We start from the raw sequence: 18048 nt of genomic DNA, 5'->3' as shown, positions 1-18048 counted from the left end.
ATCTCTTTTTTAGCTTGCTTATATTCATTCAAGCCGCTTATTATGTGTTTTTCCTATATCATTATCGACGACGACAACCGCTATACTGCCGAAATACAGGAAAATTTCAACTATTTTCCGAATTATATCTGTGCCGGTATATTCAATGACAGCCAAACAACATTACAGCATATTATTACGATTAAACCCCATTTGGTTTTTATTGAAATTCCAGAAAATCCTGACCAAAACAAAGCCCTGTTCGCTACCATATCCGAATCTTTCCAATTCCTGGCAACGATGCCCTACTTTGTTGCCCTTTCCGGTACTTCTGCACATACATTAGCCGCTATTCAGTCCGGATTTTCCGATTATCTGTTACAGCCATTCCCCCTACAGGAGTTTGGCAAAATGCTCTTTAAGTTCGAAAAAAGAACTCCGGATCAGCTTTTCTCCAACATCTGTATAAAATCATACAGCGATTACCAGTTTGTTGATCTGAAAGATATTGTCTACTTAAAAGCCGATAACAATACCACAGACATCCAGATGTGCAATGGTAAAATTGTCAATGCCTATAAAACATTAAAGCATTTTGAAAGCAGTTTGCCTTTTTTCTTCCTGAGGATTCATAAAAGTTATATCGTCAATATTTTTCATGTTTCCAGAATCAATTTCGGCAAATCCAAATGCTTTTTAAACTATAACGAAACAATACCTTTTTCACTACATTACAAATACAACGTTGAAATTATTGTAAATAAAATGAATTTATAATAAACATACTGTTAATAAATAAAAAATTACACCACGCAAATCAAATGCTTTCCTCACAAAATACCCTGTTTCACTATATAGCGTCAAAACTCCGAGGATAACTCCTTGTTAACGCTTTAATTTGTTTTAGTGAAATCGATTAATCACACCTGCTATAGTAAATGGGGAAACCTTACCGTATACCGGTAACAGCATTCACTATAGCCCGGAACAGCACTTTCCCTGCTTTTTCTACCCAACGGCTCATGGCTGCTCAACAGTATTAATGAGTATAAAACAATTGCATCCGGCTGGTTACTCAAAAACATGCCTGCCGGTTAACCTTTAAAACAAAACAAACATGAAAAAGCTATTACTACTCACCGGTTGTGTTATTACCGTTATCTGTTTTTCTTCCTGCTCAGACGATGGTCTGGAAGCTTTTGAAAAAAACACCGGTACCGATTCGAAAACGAATACTTCCCTTTTTTCTAAGGATGAAGGCAATACCACCCAGGCAAATTCATCGGCTACCGATAACGGAAATAAGGACAAAGACAAAGCACAAGGCTGACTTTTTTAAGTTATAAAACCTACAGATTATTACAATTTGTAGGTTTTATAGCTTATTTTTGAGTTACTAAAGCAGGCGTTTTGAGAAAAAAAATACACTTTATTCTATTTTTATCGTCATTATTGGTAATCGGCTGTACCCGTAAAAAAGAGGCTATTTCCAATAGTGCCAAAGTGATTGCCTTATTGAATACGGACGGCAGCGACTCTTTAAAGAACAAACAATATAATGCCCTGCTGACCTATCTGTCAAACCATGAAAACGACTCAGTGAACCGCAACCTGCAGTTTAATCTGGCTTCCAGATTTTACGCTATAGACGAACTGGAGTCTTTTTTAAAACTGTCCTTCCAGCTAAAAAAACTTGCAGCACAGCAATACGATTCCACACACCTCGCAAAATCACTTTATTATATAGGCGACTATTATGACGAAAAGTCCCAGCTGGACAGTGCCTATTACTATTATTCCAAATCGGAAAAAATATATGCCCGGATCAGGGATACTTTAAACTCCGGCAGAACGTCCCTTTATAAAGCAGGAATTCTCTATGATGCCGGAAATTTTACGGAAAGTGAAATTGAGATCGTCAATGCCCTGCGGTTGCTCTCCAAAACCAATAATATCCGGCTGAAATATGAAAGTTACAACCTGATGGCCCTGTCGCTAGAAGGATTAACCGACTATACAAAGGCTCTGGATTACTTTGGCCTGGCCATGGAAACGCTCAATAAACTGGAGCTAAAAGGTTACCCGAAAAACAGGCTTATTAAATCCCGGATAGCCCTTTATAACAATATGGCCGGTGTTTATGAAAAAACCGGCGAAACGGAAAAAGCAATTGACCTGTATGATATCGGTTTAAAAACCAAAGCCTTAAAAGAAGAATACCCTAAACTATATGCTATGCTGCTCAATAATTCCGCACATGCCAAAATGAAAAGCAACGGGTATAAAAACGTGAAGGAAGAACTGTTTGAATCGCTGAAAATAAGAGAAGATCTGGATATTAAACCCGGAATAGTGGCTTCAAAGATTACAATAGGAGAATATTTTTTAGCGCAGGAAGACACCCTGAAAGCCTTGCAGTACTTAAAAGAAAGTTATAAGCTCGCCACCGCCATACAAAGCAATTATGACGTGTTGACCACTTTAAAATTACTGATCAAAAACGACACTAAAAACAATGCTTACTATTCCAATAGATTTATAAAGTTCAATGACAGTATTAAAAAATCGGAAAGGGAGATCAAAAACACCTTTGCCCGGATTGCTTATGAAACCAAACAGGTGGAAGAGGAAAACAGGATACTGTCCGACAAGAACACCAAGATTATCATTGGATCATGTGTGCTTTTTTTCTTCCTGGGTTCCTTATTGGTGATATACCGTTTAAAAATGAAAAATAAGGAATTGAATTATTTTCAGGAACAGCAAACGGCCAATGAAAAAATCTACCGGTTGTTCTTTGCGCAGCAGGCCGAAACGGAAAAAGCCCGTAAAGAAGAGCGGAACCGTATCGCTATGGAACTGCATGACGGGATCATTAACAGCGTATTCACAACACGTTTTAACCTGATACAGTTACAAGCCGAGCCGGAAAGTAAAAAAACGGAGCTCATCCGGGAGCTGGAAAAAACGGAAACCGAAATCCGGAAAATATCCCACAATTTAATGGACGACCCGCTTATTGACGACCGGAATCTTCCCGAAATCCTTACCCGCCTGGTTAACGGGCAACAGAATAATTTCAATACAAAATTTGACACTATTATAGATAAATACATTGACTGGTCTTCCATTACCATCGAATGCAAGATCAATATTTACAGGATTGTACAGGAGGCGATACAAAATGTCAATAAATATGCCCGGGCAGAAAAATGCTTTGTCTCTGTACTGAAAACCGGCGACTATACCACTATACGAATATGGGACAACGGACAGGGATTTAACCCGCTGAAAATAAAGCAGGGACTGGGCTTAAAAAATATAACCGAAAGAGTGAAAGCCATAAACGGAACCATCAATATTGTTTCAAAAATAAAAGAAGGAACAACTATTGAAATCCGGTTTTAACAACCGTTTTATTTCTGATACAGCAGGTAATTGGCATAAAACTCCGGAATATCACTCGCCATAATGCCTTCGGCGGTTTCTTCTACCGGATAGGCTAATTTGACCAGTTCTGCCGTTGTGGTCTGCTCGTCAATGTGCAGCAGCAAATAAGTTGCCTGTGATTCGCCTTCTTTGGAACGTCCCACAGAACCGCAATTCAGCGCCAGCTTTTCCGGTTGTCCGTTTTCCGGCTGTATCTTGCGGATATAGGATAAATGGGTATGTCCCATGATCAGCACTGCTGCTTTTTCCTGCTGCATCATTTCATACAGGTCCGCTTCGCTGTGGTTTTCATAAATGTATTCTTCGTTGCTTCTGGTACTGCCATGTACCAGCAGTATGTCTTTTTCGATCCCCTGCTGGGTGTAGGTGAGTCTTATTTTACGGGGTAGTTTCCCTAAAAACAGTTTGTTTTCCGGTGTAATCGTTTTGCGGGTATAATCAATAGCCTGAATTCTTGCCATGGTTTCCGCTTCACTGTGTTTGCTGAGCGGGATAACATCATAATTAAAGGCAATGCGCTCGTCGTGATTCCCCATAATACAGGGAATGTGCGAATTTCTCAACAGCGCAATCACTTCATTTGTCCATGGTGCAAAATCAACCAGATCACCCAGGCAATATACCTGGTCCGGTTTCCGGCTTTCAATATCATTCATTACCGTTCGAAGTGCCGGCAGATTGCCGTGAACATCGCTAAAAACAGCTATCAGACTCATAGGATTCGGGGTATAATTCTATATAAACAAATTTAAGCAATTACTATTGTTTGTCATGCGCCTTATCTTTTATTAATAGTAACACTGTTAATCTTCCTTTTTTTTAACAGCTAAAAAACGATACCGCATTTTTTTACATTAAAGGTGCTGCCAATCGTACCAACCGCTCTTTAAACTTTTCCATTTTGGAGCGCCTGCGCCATTGGTAAGGATCGATTTTCTCGGCATCTTCCAGATCCTTTAAAAACTGTTCCCGCAGTACTCCAGAGAGTTCCGGATCGTAAATAATGGCATTGGCTTCAAAATTCAGATCAAAGCTTCTGAAATCCATATTGGCAGAGCCCACCATACTCAGCTGACTGTCGCAAACCATTGTTTTGGCATGTACAAATCCTTTTTGATAGCGGTACACTTCCACACCCGATTCCAGCAGCTCTTTATAGTAGGAACTGGAAGCCGCATTGACAATACGGGAGTCGGAAATTCCGGGAACCAGTACTTTGACATCCACACCGCTAAGGCTGGCAACTTTTATCGCATTCAGTATCGTTTCATCCGGAATAAAATAGGGCGAGGTTAAAAACACTTCTTTCCTGGAAATGGCGATACACTGCGCCATCGACAACATGATGGATGGTATTTTAGAATCGGCTCCGCTCACAACGGTCTGAACAATCTTATCCCCGAAATTTTCCCGGTTTAAACCCGCCGGAAAAAAGGCTTCTTCCGGTTGTAAGGATTGTCCCGAAGCAAAATTCCAGTCGCTCAGGAAAGTATATTGCAGGTTGTAAACACCCGTTCCTTCAATCCGGATGCTCATATCCCGCCAGTAAAGGTCATTTTCAAGACGTCTTTCGTTGCTGTATTTATCACTGATATTGATACCACCCACATAACCGATCCGGCCGTCAATAACCACAATTTTCCGGTGGTTCCGGTTATTGACCCGATTGGCCAGCAGTGAAAAAATGATCTTATAAAACGGATATACCTCTACACCGTTTGCCCGCAGGCGCCCGGCCAATTTTTTAATTCCGGAACTTCCGAAAGCATCATATACAAAACGGACATTTACACCTTCGGCCGCCTTTTGGATTAAAATGGCCGCAATCTCATTTCCGATAATATCATCTTCATAAATGTAATATTCCAGGTGGATGTTGTGTTTTGCCTGCTGCAAATCTTCTTTCAGCCGTGGAAATTTCTGTTCTCCGTTAATCAGCAGATCAATCTTATTATTGTCGGATACCAGGCTGTTTTCATTTTTCAGGATCATCCTGGCAACCCTGTCGAAATTGCCGAAAACCGCACTATTCTCATTCAGAATCTTTATGGAATTATCATTAATCGCCCGGATAACCTGATGAAGCAGGTTGTCATCCCTGATTATTTTTTTGGAATAGATCTCGCGTTTGCGGTAGTTAAATCCGAAAGAGAAATACACAAAAATTCCGGCTACCGGTAAAAAGGTCACCAGTAACAGGTAGGCCGATGCTTTTGCCGGCGACTTGGTATTATAGATCACGATACAGCAAACAGCAAATACTATTAAATAGTAAATTGCCAGCAGCAGGCTACTCCAATGTGTCGTCCAGAAATCGATACTCATTTGAGATTCTCTAAAATTCACTATTAAATGTAGTTCCTTTTATTTAGAGCCACAAATTTTAACAGGAAAAACAGAATTGTTTATATTTGACAGGAGCTTTTCTTTCCTGATTAAAAAGAAGCCCTAAGCCGCTAGAATCCAATATAATGTCGTCCGTAAAAGTGTTTTGGAAGATCAATTAATTGAAAACGGCTACCGGATAATAACATTCGCCAGACTTTAAATTCCTGCTGTTATGAAAAAGGGATTCCATCTTAAAAAATTGCTGTTCCGCTTACTCAGTACGCTGCTGCTGCTCGGAATCATAGGCTATACCGCTTATAAAGTCAGTCCCTGGCCGACAGCTTTGGTACTCCGTTATGCTTTTGATGCCGGAGCCGAAAAAAAGTCCGGAAACCTCGAAAAATATGTCCCTGCCGGTATTACCGCCTTGTACAACCGGCAATATGATGCTGCGGACAGTGATGCCCGGCTGGATGTTTACTATCCGGCGGCAGCTTCGTCATCGGCCACCATTGTCTGGACACATGGCGGCGGATGGTTATCCGGGAATAAGGAACAGCTTGCCAATTACTGTAAGATTCTGGCTTCAAAAGGGTTTACGGTCGTTGCGATCGATTATGCCTTAGCTCCGGCTGCTCATTATCCCACACCGGTAAAACAGCTCAATACTGCTTTAGGCTACCTGCTTCAAAACAGCCGGCAGCTGCACATTACTCCCAACCGAATGGTACTGGCCGGTGATTCTGCCGGTGCGCATATCACTGCCCAGCTGGCGGCAATCTGTACCTCACCGGCATATGCTGCGGGTATGGGGATAAAACCGGCTATCGCCCAAAAAGCCTTAACCGGCGTATTGTTGTATTGTGGTCCTTATGATCTTGGTAAAATTGATATAGAAACCGGGTTTAACGGACTGGCAAAATCAATTTTATGGGCCTACTGCGGTACTAAAGATTTTACTACCCATCCCGATTTTGCACTGGCCTCCGTGAACCGTTATGTAACCAAAGATTTCCCGGCGACATTTATTTCTGCCGGAAACGGCGACAGTCTGCTATTGCAATCGCAGGTACTCGCCCAGCATCTTGGCCGGCTTGGCGTAACGGTAGACAGCCTGTTTTTTCCGAAAACTTACACACCGAAGCTGCCGCACGAATACCAGTTTGATCTGGACACGGAAGCCGGTAAGCTGGCATTGGAACGTACGGCGGCGTTTATTAACGAACAGCCCTGATCAGGCTTCCATCAGCCAGAAAGGGTTTTCTTTAAAAGCTTCGTAATCCTGCAGCAAAGTGCGCTCCAGCTGTAATACAGCATCCGTTTTTAAAGTTATATCCATCTCTTTTATATAATGCAGCAGGTTATAGCAGGTGGTGAACTGCCCGGTAGCAATAATACATTCTTTTCGTTTTTCTGCCTGATGTTTTTTATCAAACCATAAAGTAGTGCTCATGGTACGGGCTTTTTCGGCTACCGCTATCATTTTTGGAGAGGGATGCAGCGAATCACTGGATTTGGCTTCCGGTGGAAATTTGGCACTGCTCAGATCATAAATTGTATTCTGAATTACTTTACTTCTGTATTTTTTATTGGAAAAAAGTCCTTCATAGTACATTCTCCGGATCTGTTTCAGGTAAACATCATTCGCCAGGATGAATACTGATTTTGCCCGCGACAATACCATTTGTTTCAGGATATCAAACCGCAGCCGGAAAAAGACACTTTTATATTTTCTAAAAACGGTGTTCCAGGAACCGGAGCTTTCTTTTTCATCGGAAACGGCTTTTACCAGAAAGGAGAAGCCATATCCCAATACCACCGCACTAAAAATTCCGGTTAAGGTTCCCACCACATAGTGCCAGGGTTTCCAGTCATCCAGAAACAGCAGCATGAGCGGTAAAACGGAACCAATCCCTAAAACCCAATACCCCAGTTTTTGCAGCGTGAAATCGTTATACCATCGGCGGGTATACACCGGTAAGGTATAGGCATCCATTAAATAGCTGCTGACGTCGCAACTGATAAACAGGTCAAATTTTTTCTCTTTACTTCTCCGCTGGTCGGCTTTTAAAAAGGATCCGATTCCCTGGTTATCGGTAATACCGCCATCCATAATGCCAAACTGCTTTTTTTCAAAATTTTTATTCTTAAAAAAGTCGGCACTATTATAGTCGTCAAGGGTATATTCGTTTTCTTTATAGGTGATGGCATCTTCCAGACTTGCCGTATCAATGCCGGCATAGGTAAAATCGTTCGGAAAAATCATCGGTTCAAATCCGGAAGGGAAACAGGACGAACAGGCTAATATATCGGCGAGCTTCATTTTATAAGCCATTTCCCTGCTCTTCGGTTTAAAATAAATATAGCGGTTCCCGATCTTCCCGTTCGAAAAACCTTCGGTCCGGTTTTGCGACTGAAAGCGAAACGGCAAACCGTTCGAAAATTCCGTCGCATTGATACAGATCTCTTCCAGATGTGTGGCCGGATCGGGATGCGAAAACAAGCCAAAAGTTCTTCCTTCCAGCAATTGATCATATACGAGGCTGAAAGCATTGATCAGGTTAACGCTTTTTTGCGGCCGGTCTTTCCATTGCGACCGGTCGCCCAAGGTTTTAACAGCTTCCCCCAAAAGGGTATCCCCATCCAATTTTTCGGACAGGAATTTATAAAAGGCCTCAAACGGTTTTTTCTCAAACAGAAAAGCGCTGTACAGTAAATTTGTAATACTGCCGCCGGAAGTCGAAGAAATATAAGTCACATTGTGCAATAAGGGTTTTCCGTCAAACGGTACACGGTTCAGGTACGACAGACACCCTAAACTATAGGCTGCCGCTCTAAAGCCGCCACCTGAAAAAGCAAGCGCAATGTTTTTCATATTTTTATTTTAGCCTGCTAAAGTTACTCTTTAGCATAAAACGAACAAACTTTTTTTAGGGTTCCGAAAGAATAATAACTAAAAGGGTTCGCTTTTAAAATAAAAACACAAATTCTGATATCTGACAAACTATTTTAGCGTATTAAAACGTAATGCTGATTCTGTTATTATGCTTTTTTAATTGCTGCCCAACGTCCATTTTATCGCTTTTTCTTTTGTTGCCCTGAAAATTGTTTTGTGTGTTTCTGTTGGTTCGTCGGCATAGTTCCATTTTATACCGGCAGGATTTTCCCTTTTTAAAATATCCGACAATTCCTTTGTATAAGGGGCAATATCCGCGGCATCCGAACCGGCAAACCAAAATCTTTTTGCCGTTGGCGGGAACTTAGCCAAATGTTCTTTTGAAGTCCTTACCAAAGCATGATTGTTCCACCACAATGACGGGTCAAAGGCGATATAATAGTCGAACATTTCGGGTTTCAGGAAAAATGTCTCCACTACAAAAAGTCCTGATGCCGACTCGCCAAGTATTCCTTTTTTACCGGAAGTCCGATAGCGTTTGTCTATTTCCGGAAACAATTCATCATTTATAAAGGCTCTGAATTTTTCTGAACCGCCTACAACCGGGGCTATTTCTTTATCTTTTGCTACTTCGGTTGGCCCGGTCAGATCTCTTGCCCGCTGCGTGTTTTCAATCCCTACCAGAATTACCGGCGGAATAGCCTTAGCTGCTACAAGTGCCGCAATGGTATTGGCTATATGCGGAAAATCTTCCTTTAAACCACCATCTGCCATATACATAACCGGCAATGAAATCGTATCGGTCTTATAGGTTGCCGGCGTCCAGACATTAATCGTTCTTGTTTCGCCAACTTGTTTAGAAGGCATCGTAAAACTATCGTGAGCCGGAACAGGATCCTGTTGTGAAACATTGCCACAACCTGTCAGTACAGTGCATATCAGCAAAATACCATATAAAATTTTCATATTCATATTTTTATTGTTTATCGCGGTTTTTAATTTTACTATGCCTAAAAAAACTAATTGCCAGTGGTTTTTTCTTTCTCAGGTATTTTTTCCTTTCATAACAGAAAAAAAATATATCGCTATTATTCCTGCAATACTAAGAAAAATCGCATAATATTCTTTTTTTTACACTCCTTTTTTGAGAGCAGTACTTGTTTATTTTTTAGGATGCTGCCTTTAAACCGGCTATAAAACAAATCTAAAGAAAAGCACTGAATATATCCTTTTGATTCCTGACTTGTTTTTACAAAATACAGCTCAAACCGTTATTCCACTTTAAATTTTTTGTTTTTACAGTCTAAAATCAGTTTGTGGTTTATAAAAAGTTTATTCCCGGTCATTCCCTGCATTCCGGATCTTTTCATTAAAAAGTTCTGCATTGCCGATGTTCCTTCTATATAGGTCACTTCGGAAAGCTTCAGCTCCCGGTTCCCTATTTTTATTTTGAGAGCTGCAGGAGCGGATCTAACGGTTAGTATATTCCCCCAGGAATTGCCTTTTTCTGTCTTTATTTTTCCATTCGGTGTTTTATAGCTTTCCCATTCCTTTTTATTCGTAATCAGCTCATAGCCGCTGGTTCCCGAATCGTAAAGCAATTTCAGGCTTTCATTTCCGATTGTCGCCGGAAATATAATCCTGCGTTTTTTAAATTCCAATCCGGTAAATTCACCATCCCGGATGTCTGCGGTGAAGGAACATAAACTGTTTTTAAAATCCAGTACAATTGTCCGTTTTTCCAACAAATCGGTTCCGATGGTTCCGATGATATTATCGGTATCCGGATGCTCAATATCAATCTTATTACCATAATCCAATACTGTAAAACGATCCGAAGCCACCTGCATGTTCCCAATGTTAAAACCTGTTGAAATTTCGTTCGGGTTCTTATGTCCCTGAAGCTGATTCCGGAATTTTGCCGGTAAAGATGCCAATGTTTTTTTATAAAACACCGTCGTTGGGGAACCCGAATCCAATTGCATATAAAATGTCTGGTCCATCCCGGCGAGCTGAACGGGTAGCAGCATGGCGGCATAAGGATTCCCGTCGGCAGCAACCCACCGTATTACCACGTTTTTTGTAAACCCGGAAACACTTAGGTAATTTTCAGGCGGTGCAAACTTTTTTTCAAAATAAAGATACCCTCCTGATAGGGATAATACGATAATGATAACGATAGCCAATGCTATTTTTCTGAATGTTTTCATGCTGCTATTTTTTTGCAAGATTCAGCATTACCATTCAGTTTTACGGTAAAAACATTACGCCATTTTTACGACATCTTTATGACATCATTTATAAAAAACTGTTTTTCAACCGGATACACAAATCATTTTTTTGATTCAGACTGATGCCGTTTTTGATGACTACCCATAGTTTCAGACAAAGAAATGCAATTAAAAAGAGGATAAACAGCGGGAATTTTAGTCCTAATGCTTTTTGAACAAACGGACTGACGATCATCAGGACAGAAGTAATCAGGCTCAGCAGGATCTGAATACTGACGATGTTTTTTCCCAGTTCTTTATTTTTTGCGTCCTTTGTTTTGTAGGTTAAAATCAAAGGCAATATCACCCCGCCAAATGGCAGTACAAGACCCGATAAAGCCGAAAGGTTAATTAATTTTGCCCTGTCAATTCCGGTATTTTCATCGCTACCGGCAAGCAGCTTTTCGGGTTCGGTTTCCAATGATCGGGCTATTGCTTTTAAGGTAAACCCTTTGAGAGCATTCCCGGCTTCAATCCGCTGGATGGTTCGCAGGGAAAGCCCTGACTTTTCGGCAAGTTCATTTTGAGTCATATTTCTCTCTTCTCTCAAAATTTTAATCCTATTCTTCATTTTTTATAGAGATCGGTTTTTATAAACTTTCCGCTACTTGTAGTGTTGCTTAGCAAAACTAAATAAAATATTGAAAATCCACAGGTTTGTTAGTATGATTGAATTATGGTTTCCCGTAATTACACAGCGATTTATTTGCTTTTATTTGGCATTGCGTAATAATATTAATAGTACATAAAAACAAGTATCATGGAAACAATCCAAGCAATTAAACCCGGACCAAAAAGAAAAACAGAAGAAGGAAAGGATGATAAAAGACAGCGTGTTACACCGGACAACAAGCCAAAGCATCCTACTTTAAAACCTCATAAACATAAACCTAAAGATTAAAAGGTTTAAGTAATCTGCTACGCAAAGTTGTGAAAACTTTGCGTAATTGCAATTAATTTTCTGATACTGCAGCAGTAACCCCACCGGTTTTATCCATTTCAAAACCCAATATACCGGCCGATCTTAGAAATTCTTTATGCGGACGGGCGGTAAGCACCACTTCTTTAGTTGTAACAGGATGTGTAAAAACCAGTTTTTGAGCATGCAACAGCATCGTATTCATTTCAAATTTTTCAAGCCATATCTTGTTTTGCTTGTTACAGCCGTGAGGACGGTCGCCGATAATCGGGTGTAAAACATGCGCCAGGTGTTTGCGGATCTGGTGCATTCTACCGGTTAACGGGGAAGCCTCTATAAAGGAATACCGGGAAGTATCGTGTTTTCCGGACGGAATGGGCAATACTGTTTGTGCCAGCGTTTTGATGGTAGTCTGTGCTTCCTGTAGCACACCGTTGTCTTTATATAACGGATAGTCGATGTGCAATTCCTCCGGAGTAAACCCTCTCACGATGGCCCAGTACTTTTTTTCAACGGTTTTTAAGGTGAGCTGTTCCGTCAGACTTTTATTTACTTCCTTATCCAGTGCAAAAAGCAATATGCCGGACGTTTTACGGTCAATCCTATGAACAGGATATACTTTTTTGCCGATCTGATCCCGCAGCAGCTGAATCGCAAATTCGGAAGCATCCCTTGCAATAGGAGACTGGTGCACCAAAAGCCCGTGCGGTTTGTTGATTGCCACTAAATAATCGTCCTGGTAAATAATCTCTAACATAATCGTATAAAAAACCGTTCAAAAGTAAGCGTTTTTTTCAGAATGCCTCCCAAAAGCCATGATGAATTAAAATACAGCTAACCGTTCCGTAATAGCTGTCCCACCCAATTATATGCCCGAATAGCTCTAAAAAAATAAATTCTGATTTTTGTCGAATTCCGTAATTATACGTAACAATTTGTTAATTTTTATATTTAGATTTACCATTATAATTTTTAAAAAACAGCACAATGATTACAGGTACAGTAAAATTTTTCAATGAAGAAAAAGGGTATGGATTCATCAAACACGATGATGAGAATAAAGAATGCTTTGTACACTCTACAGGGTTAATTGACCGTATTAAAGAAGATGACAAAGTATCCTTCACAGTCGAAACCGGTAAAAAAGGACCAACGGCAACTAATGTAAAACTAATTAACTAGATTTATAAAGGACACCAGTACAAAAAAACCTCATACAAGCGATGAGGTTTTTTTATTAGTATATAGCTCCGGCTTGCCCCTTGCTTTTTGCCTTTTACCTTTTGCTTTTTGCCCTTTGCCCTTTGCTTATATTACCGGTCATCCGGAAGCCTGCATCGCTTTGCAGCATTATTTCCGCAATGAAAAAAACTGGGATACCAAACACCTGAAGACAAAACCTTTCTGGAAATAATCCGCCGGACAGCGTTTATGAATACTGCCGGTTTTTTTGAGTCCCCGGTAATTTTATACTACCTTCGTCAAATCATACCAATCAGTATCTTATGTCGAAAGCTGCGAATACCCGAATGACCATTCTTCAGAAATCGTTTGATCTGATTTACCGGCAAGGTTATCAGGCAACCAGTATTGATGAGATACTGGCTACAACACAGGTTACCAAAGGGGCTTTTTATTATCATTTTAAAAGCAAAGAAGAAATGGCACTGGCACTGATCCGGGAACACATGCGTCCGGAAATGCATACCATTATGATCAGGCCGCTCATTGAAGCAGAACATCCAATGGACGAGATCTATTTGATGATGACGAATCTGCTGCAGGATACTACTTTTTTTGATGTGAAATACGGCTGTCCTGCCATTAACCTGATTGAAGAAATTGCCCCGTTAAGCGAGACATTCAACAAAGCGCTTTCCCTTTTAATGTCCGACTGGAAAGCGGCTATCGTAACCAGCATTGATAAAGCAAAAAGCAGGCAGCTTATTAAACCGGAAACCAATGCCGAACAGGTTGCCGTTTTTATCATTTCGGGCTATGGCGGTATCCGCAACCTGGGAAAAATAGGCGGAAGAAGTTATTACAACAGCTACCTCGACCAGTTAAAAGCTTATTTAGACAGTCTGAAACCAGCCATTCAAAACTAATTATCGTCCTTTGAGCGGATAGTCTTTTAGCTGTGCAAAAGAATAGCCTTGTTTTTTGAGTTCCGGCACGATTACTTTCAGCGCTTCATACGTATTCCATTTCGGACGGTTAAAATGCATGATGATAATGGCACCCGGTTTTACGGTAGTCAGGACATTATTGACAATTGTTTTTACCGGCGAAAAAGGGATCGCATCACCGGAAAGTACATCAAAACTGATGATGGTCGTATGAAGGCAACGGGCAATTTTCGCACAGGATTCATCGGTATAGGCTGTAGCCGAACGGTAAAAAACAGGACGTCTTCCGGTAATTGCTTTTATTTTTCGGGCATTTGCTTCTATTTCATCAAAAGCATCCGGAACATCGGGTGTGCCCTTTATTCCATATTCACTTTCCCCGTCAACCGAACAGGGACGGTGATTCAGTCCGTGGTTTTCAATTTCAAAAAGCGGATTTTTGCTTAGCTGTTTCAGGGTTTCCAGATTGGCATCGGTCCATTTTCCGGAAACAAATAGGGTTGCCGGAATTTTTTCCCGTTCTAAAAAGGCAATGAGTTCTTTATCAAAATCATCGCCATGCGGTCCGCCGCAGGCATCAAAGGTTAAAGCCAGTATTTTTTGCCGGGTAACCAGGTCTTCGTCTACGCCTTTTACAAATTCTCCCCAATGACCGGGTAAAGCATTACGGAAAACAGTACTGATACAGTCTTTTTCCCTCAGGTAAGACTTGTCCTGATACAGTTGACGGAGAAAAACGGTATTGGTATAAATGCCGGATTGTGCCAGGCAGGCGGCTACCGGAATGAATAACAGAAAGGCAATGACTATATTTTTCTTCATATCTCAAATTTATTCAGCGGTCTGTATGTCTATCAGATACGGTTTTAAGCGAATACCGTCAACTGTTCTGAAACGGCTGGTTGCATAGGATTGATAGTGTTTCCCGGGTTTTAGATCGGCTTCAAAGGTAAATGACTTTCCATCCTCCGAAAATCCGATAACATTGGCCACCCGCAAAACATGTTCTTCTCCCAACGGGCCGAAATCGAATCCCCTGAAATTTTTATGCATGACCTCCGAAAAGTGAAGGGTAATGCGAACCGGTCCGGGGCTTACATTTTTACTTCCGTCTGAAAACGGGGTGACGCTGACAACCTGCGGCCGTGCGTTGTCATAATCCGTTTCCATCTGCGCTAAAGTGCGGGAAAAGAATTTTGTTTTATCCACAAAAGCAGCTACTTCTTTCTCATGGGTATAATCCAGTTCTATCATTTCTTTAAGCGCCTGTTTTTTGTCTGCCGCCATTTCATAATAGCGCTCGCATATCGCGTAGCCGATATAATAACCCAGATCCCTTTCTTTTAAGTCGTTTTGGTTTATGCCCCAAATCCAGTTATAGGTGTTGTCCATTACCTGCATCTCCTTTTCAAACTGTTCCCGGACCGCTTTTTCATGCTTTTTTCCAAAAGCGATGGCTGGTGTGGCAGCAGGTTTTCCGGTTACTTTTGTCGAAACAAATTCCGCTACACCTTCATACAGGCAATAGTATAATAAGCTGCCCGTTAGTGTTTTTTGCTGGGTATGCACATACTCATGCGTACACAACAGACCTATTTCTTTAATCGGCGTAAACGTTTTATAAAAATAATGCAGGTTTTCCGGCAGCTCACTAATCACGGTAGCCTTATCTGCCAGGGCCATTTCACTGCCAATCAATACCGTATTGTCCAAAATTGTACCATTGGTGCGGAAAGCTCCTATTGTAAAATAGACCGGAACCGGGCGCAAAGCCGGATAAGCTGCTTTTAGCCTGGCGATGTCATGCTCAATCTCCGAAGCCAGCTTTTTTGTTTGAAGGGTGTTTTTCCGGATCGATTTCCAGAACTCAGGATAATTGTTTATTGCCTTTATATAGTCTTTAGCAGTATAACGCCTTGCCTGCATTATGTTTTTCAGGCCTTCGGTTCCTTTATCAAAATACATTTTTTGCAGTATATCATACTGCTTAACGCTGTCTGTTGTTGCCGTTATTTTATCGTAGGCATTCCAGAAGTTGGTAACATCAGTGGCGATAATTGTTGTTTTATTATCCTGTGCTGCCATTACTGCCCATAAAAAGAAAAAAAATACTGCTAATTTCCGTTTTGCCATACTGTTGCTGATTGCTGTTTAAAAGGTTCCTAAATATAACAGGAATTATGCTAAGCACAAACAAATTGCGCTGAATTCCATTATTTGAAAATGAATCTTTTTTAAAAACATACCAATTAGTATGTTTTTTTATTTACATTTGTCACCATATAAAAACAACGGTGATGTATACTTTATTACTACAATTTCATTCCCTGTTCCGATGGCTGGTTTTGTTCGCCTTATTACTCGCCCTTTTCAGATCGTTTACAGGTTATTACAAACAAACGGTGTTCACCAAAACCGACAATGCGATCCGGCACTGGACCGCAACGCTTTCCCATATCCAGTTGGCAATCGGGATGCTGCTGTATACCCAAAGTCCGTTTGTGACCTATTTTTATGATACCTACAAAACGGATAAGCTGACCATCGAAGCACTGTTTTTTGGTGCTATTCATATTGTCCTGATGTTTTTTGCCATCGTTTTTATCTCCATCGGTTCTGCCAAAGCAAAAAGAGTAACAGCAGACCGGGACAAATTCAAAACGATGCTCGTTTGGTTTTTCATAGCCCTTGTGATTATCTTCATTGCTATTCCATGGCCTTTTTCGCCTTTAGCCAACCGACCACTTTTAAGACCTTTTTAAATCATGCTGCACTATTTCAAATCCGCTATCGGCCGTTTACGGATCATTGCTTTCCTGGAAGGCATTAGTCTTTTGGCATTAGTTTTTATCGCCGTTCCTTTTAAATATTTTCTAAACCATCCGGAACTGTCAAAAACCTTAGGTCCGATTCACGGGGCTTTATTTCTTCTTTTTGTGTTCAATGTCTTAAGCGTTGGCGTCCAGCAAAAATGGACCTTCCGGGAAACCACCTGGAAAGTTTTACTCGCCTGTGTTATTCCGTTTGGCACATTTTATATTGACCACACCCTGCTTCGCAAAATAAAAGATACCGATTAAGCCATGAAAAATGCCAAATGGGTTGTCGTGTTATTGCTGCTTTTTAGTGTTACCGTTACCTACTTTAGTGTACGGGGCTCCCGCCCCATTCAAAACAGCTATGCCTTCCCGAAAAAACTGTCGGCTTTACAGCTGTTTGCCGGTCCGATGTCGCTTTTAACCCCGGCTGAAGGTTTGGAAGTACTGGAACTTTCGGCTACCTTGTTTACCGATCATGCCGAAAAACAACGGCTTATACGGCTCCCAAAAGGAACAAAACTAGTTGTTAAAGACGACGGACTTCCTCTATTTCCGGAAGGGACATTGCTTGCCAAAACATTTTATTACCCGTTGGCCAACAGCAAAAGACAACTGATCGAAACCCGTATTTTACTGCTTAAAAATTCCAAATGGAATGCGGTTACCTACCAATGGAACCGCGAACAAACGGAAGCATTCCTGATTACACAAGGTGCTACCGTAACCGTAAACCTGGCTGACGACACAGTGATTAACTACCAGATTCCGTCGGCCACAGCCTGTACTTCCTGCCATCGTGCTGGCGATGTTTTACTGCCAATCGGTCCGAAAATACGCAACCTCAACCGGCTGGTAATGCTGGATGGAAAACAGCACAACCAACTGGATGTACTGCAGGCCAAAGGTTTGCTAAACAATACCACTGCTTCCCCAAAAATTACCGCATTACCCAATTATAACGATACCGGCATTCCGTTGGAACAACGTGCCCGGGCGTATATGGACCTCAATTGTGCCCACTGCCACAATCCGGGTGGAATGGCCGGTAATCAGACACTAAAACTGGACTATGCCGTTCCTTTCGGGAAAAGCGGTATTGCCATAAACAAACTCAATATTATTTACCGTATGGAAACCAAAGGGGATTTCCACATGCCTAAATTAGGAACCACCGTTACCGATACCGCAGGGCTGACACTCGTGAAAAACTACATTAAAAGCCTAAATAATTAAAAACAGGTTTTGATTTGATTTGATT

General features: G+C 41.1%; 19 protein-coding genes. 10 read left to right on the top strand and 9 right to left on the bottom strand.

Translation table 11 applies throughout. The annotated features are described in order from the left end of the window. Positions 1-42 precede the first annotated feature (42 nt). The 3 genes from BGO42_RS06760 to BGO42_RS06750 all read left to right on the top strand — a co-directional run bounded on the left by BGO42_RS06760 (position 43) and on the right by BGO42_RS06750 (position 3387). Positions 43-756: a LytR/AlgR family response regulator transcription factor gene (locus tag BGO42_RS06760; RefSeq protein WP_273246113.1), complete on the top strand. Its 714-nt coding sequence runs from the start codon at positions 43-45 to the stop codon at positions 754-756. A 340-nt stretch (positions 757-1096) separates the two neighbouring features. Beyond that, a complete protein-coding gene (locus BGO42_RS06755) occupies positions 1097-1309 on the top strand; it encodes a hypothetical protein (protein WP_177733344.1) in 213 nt (70 codons plus the stop codon). An 80-nt stretch (positions 1310-1389) separates the two neighbouring features. Continuing rightward, positions 1390-3387: a tetratricopeptide repeat-containing sensor histidine kinase gene (locus BGO42_RS06750; RefSeq protein ID WP_273246111.1), complete on the top strand. Its 1998-nt coding sequence runs from the start codon at positions 1390-1392 to the stop codon at positions 3385-3387. 8 nt (positions 3388-3395) lie between these two features. Here BGO42_RS06750 and BGO42_RS06745 read toward each other — a convergent pair whose 3' ends face one another. Together BGO42_RS06745 and cls are read right to left on the bottom strand one after the other, a co-directional pair. Next, the gene (locus BGO42_RS06745; protein ID WP_273246109.1) at positions 3396-4145 is read right to left on the bottom strand and encodes a metallophosphoesterase family protein; all 750 of its coding nucleotides are present in this window, start codon (positions 4143-4145) and stop codon (positions 3396-3398) included. 133 nt (positions 4146-4278) lie between these two features. Further along, the gene (gene cls / locus BGO42_RS06740; protein ID WP_286748964.1) at positions 4279-5754 is read right to left on the bottom strand and encodes a cardiolipin synthase; all 1476 of its coding nucleotides are present in this window, start codon (positions 5752-5754) and stop codon (positions 4279-4281) included. Between the two features lie 235 nt (positions 5755-5989). Here cls and BGO42_RS06735 point away from each other — a divergent pair, with 235 nt between their 5' ends. Continuing rightward, the gene (locus BGO42_RS06735) at positions 5990-6991 is read left to right on the top strand and encodes an alpha/beta hydrolase (RefSeq protein ID WP_177733339.1); all 1002 of its coding nucleotides are present in this window, start codon (positions 5990-5992) and stop codon (positions 6989-6991) included. Here the strand turns inward: BGO42_RS06735 and BGO42_RS06730 are convergent, their stop codons facing one another. The 4 genes from BGO42_RS06730 to BGO42_RS06715 form a co-directional block, all read right to left on the bottom strand. Next, the gene (locus BGO42_RS06730) at positions 6992-8632 is read right to left on the bottom strand and encodes a patatin-like phospholipase family protein (protein WP_273246105.1); all 1641 of its coding nucleotides are present in this window, start codon (positions 8630-8632) and stop codon (positions 6992-6994) included. A gap of 177 nt (positions 8633-8809) precedes the next feature. Then, positions 8810-9625, bottom strand: coding sequence for an alpha/beta hydrolase (locus BGO42_RS06725; RefSeq protein WP_502686360.1), 816 nt, complete (start codon positions 9623-9625; stop codon positions 8810-8812). Positions 9626-9924: 299 nt separating this feature from the next. Continuing rightward, on the bottom strand, positions 9925-10863 hold the full coding sequence (locus tag BGO42_RS06720) for a hypothetical protein (RefSeq protein WP_273246102.1): 939 nt from the start codon (positions 10861-10863) through the stop codon (positions 9925-9927). Between the two features lie 88 nt (positions 10864-10951). Next, positions 10952-11494: a helix-turn-helix domain-containing protein gene (locus BGO42_RS06715; RefSeq protein WP_273246101.1), complete on the bottom strand. Its 543-nt coding sequence runs from the start codon at positions 11492-11494 to the stop codon at positions 10952-10954. Between the two features lie 189 nt (positions 11495-11683). Here BGO42_RS06715 and BGO42_RS06710 point away from each other — a divergent pair, with 189 nt between their 5' ends. After that, the gene (locus tag BGO42_RS06710; protein ID WP_177733329.1) at positions 11684-11824 is read left to right on the top strand and encodes a hypothetical protein; all 141 of its coding nucleotides are present in this window, start codon (positions 11684-11686) and stop codon (positions 11822-11824) included. 52 nt (positions 11825-11876) lie between these two features. Here the strand turns inward: BGO42_RS06710 and BGO42_RS06705 are convergent, their stop codons facing one another. Next, complete coding sequence (locus BGO42_RS06705; protein ID WP_177733328.1) at positions 11877-12599, bottom strand: pseudouridine synthase; 723 nt, start codon at positions 12597-12599, stop codon at positions 11877-11879. Positions 12600-12829: 230 nt separating this feature from the next. Between BGO42_RS06705 and BGO42_RS06700 the strand changes: the two genes are divergently transcribed. Both BGO42_RS06700 and BGO42_RS06695 read left to right on the top strand, forming a co-directional pair. After that, positions 12830-13024 carry a cold-shock protein gene (locus tag BGO42_RS06700; protein WP_177733326.1) on the top strand — a complete coding sequence of 65 codons (195 nt, stop codon included), beginning with the start codon at positions 12830-12832 and terminating at the stop codon, positions 13022-13024. A gap of 323 nt (positions 13025-13347) precedes the next feature. Further along, entirely contained in the window at positions 13348-13950 is a 603-nt protein-coding gene (locus BGO42_RS06695; RefSeq protein WP_273246098.1) for a TetR family transcriptional regulator, read from the top strand. Here BGO42_RS06695 and BGO42_RS06690 read toward each other — a convergent pair whose 3' ends face one another. Together BGO42_RS06690 and BGO42_RS06685 are read right to left on the bottom strand one after the other, a co-directional pair. Beyond that, a complete protein-coding gene (locus BGO42_RS06690) occupies positions 13951-14793 on the bottom strand; it encodes a polysaccharide deacetylase family protein (protein WP_273246096.1) in 843 nt (280 codons plus the stop codon). Positions 14794-14802: 9 nt separating this feature from the next. Beyond that, complete coding sequence (locus BGO42_RS06685; protein WP_273246094.1) at positions 14803-16104, bottom strand: Ig-like domain-containing domain; 1302 nt, start codon at positions 16102-16104, stop codon at positions 14803-14805. Positions 16105-16268: 164 nt separating this feature from the next. On the opposite strand from BGO42_RS06685, the gene BGO42_RS06680 reads away from it, so the two are divergent. The 3 genes from BGO42_RS06680 to BGO42_RS06670 are packed head-to-tail and all read left to right on the top strand — an operon-like array spanning position 16269 to position 18023. Continuing rightward, positions 16269-16733, top strand: coding sequence for a hypothetical protein (locus BGO42_RS06680; protein ID WP_273246093.1), 465 nt, complete (start codon positions 16269-16271; stop codon positions 16731-16733). Between the two features lie 3 nt (positions 16734-16736). Then, positions 16737-17051, top strand: coding sequence for a DUF3817 domain-containing protein (locus BGO42_RS06675; protein ID WP_177733316.1), 315 nt, complete (start codon positions 16737-16739; stop codon positions 17049-17051). A 3-nt stretch (positions 17052-17054) separates the two neighbouring features. Then, on the top strand, positions 17055-18023 hold the full coding sequence (locus BGO42_RS06670) for a hypothetical protein (protein WP_273246092.1): 969 nt from the start codon (positions 17055-17057) through the stop codon (positions 18021-18023). The last annotated feature ends 25 nt before the right edge of the window (positions 18024-18048 follow it).

It is taken from the genome of Flavobacterium sp. 40-81, assembly GCF_001898245.1.
GTDB classification, from domain to species: Bacteria; Bacteroidota; Bacteroidia; order Flavobacteriales; family Flavobacteriaceae; genus Flavobacterium; species Flavobacterium inviolabile.
Note: the sequence above shows the minus strand (reverse complement) of the source record. Positions and strands in the feature narration are given on the sequence as shown.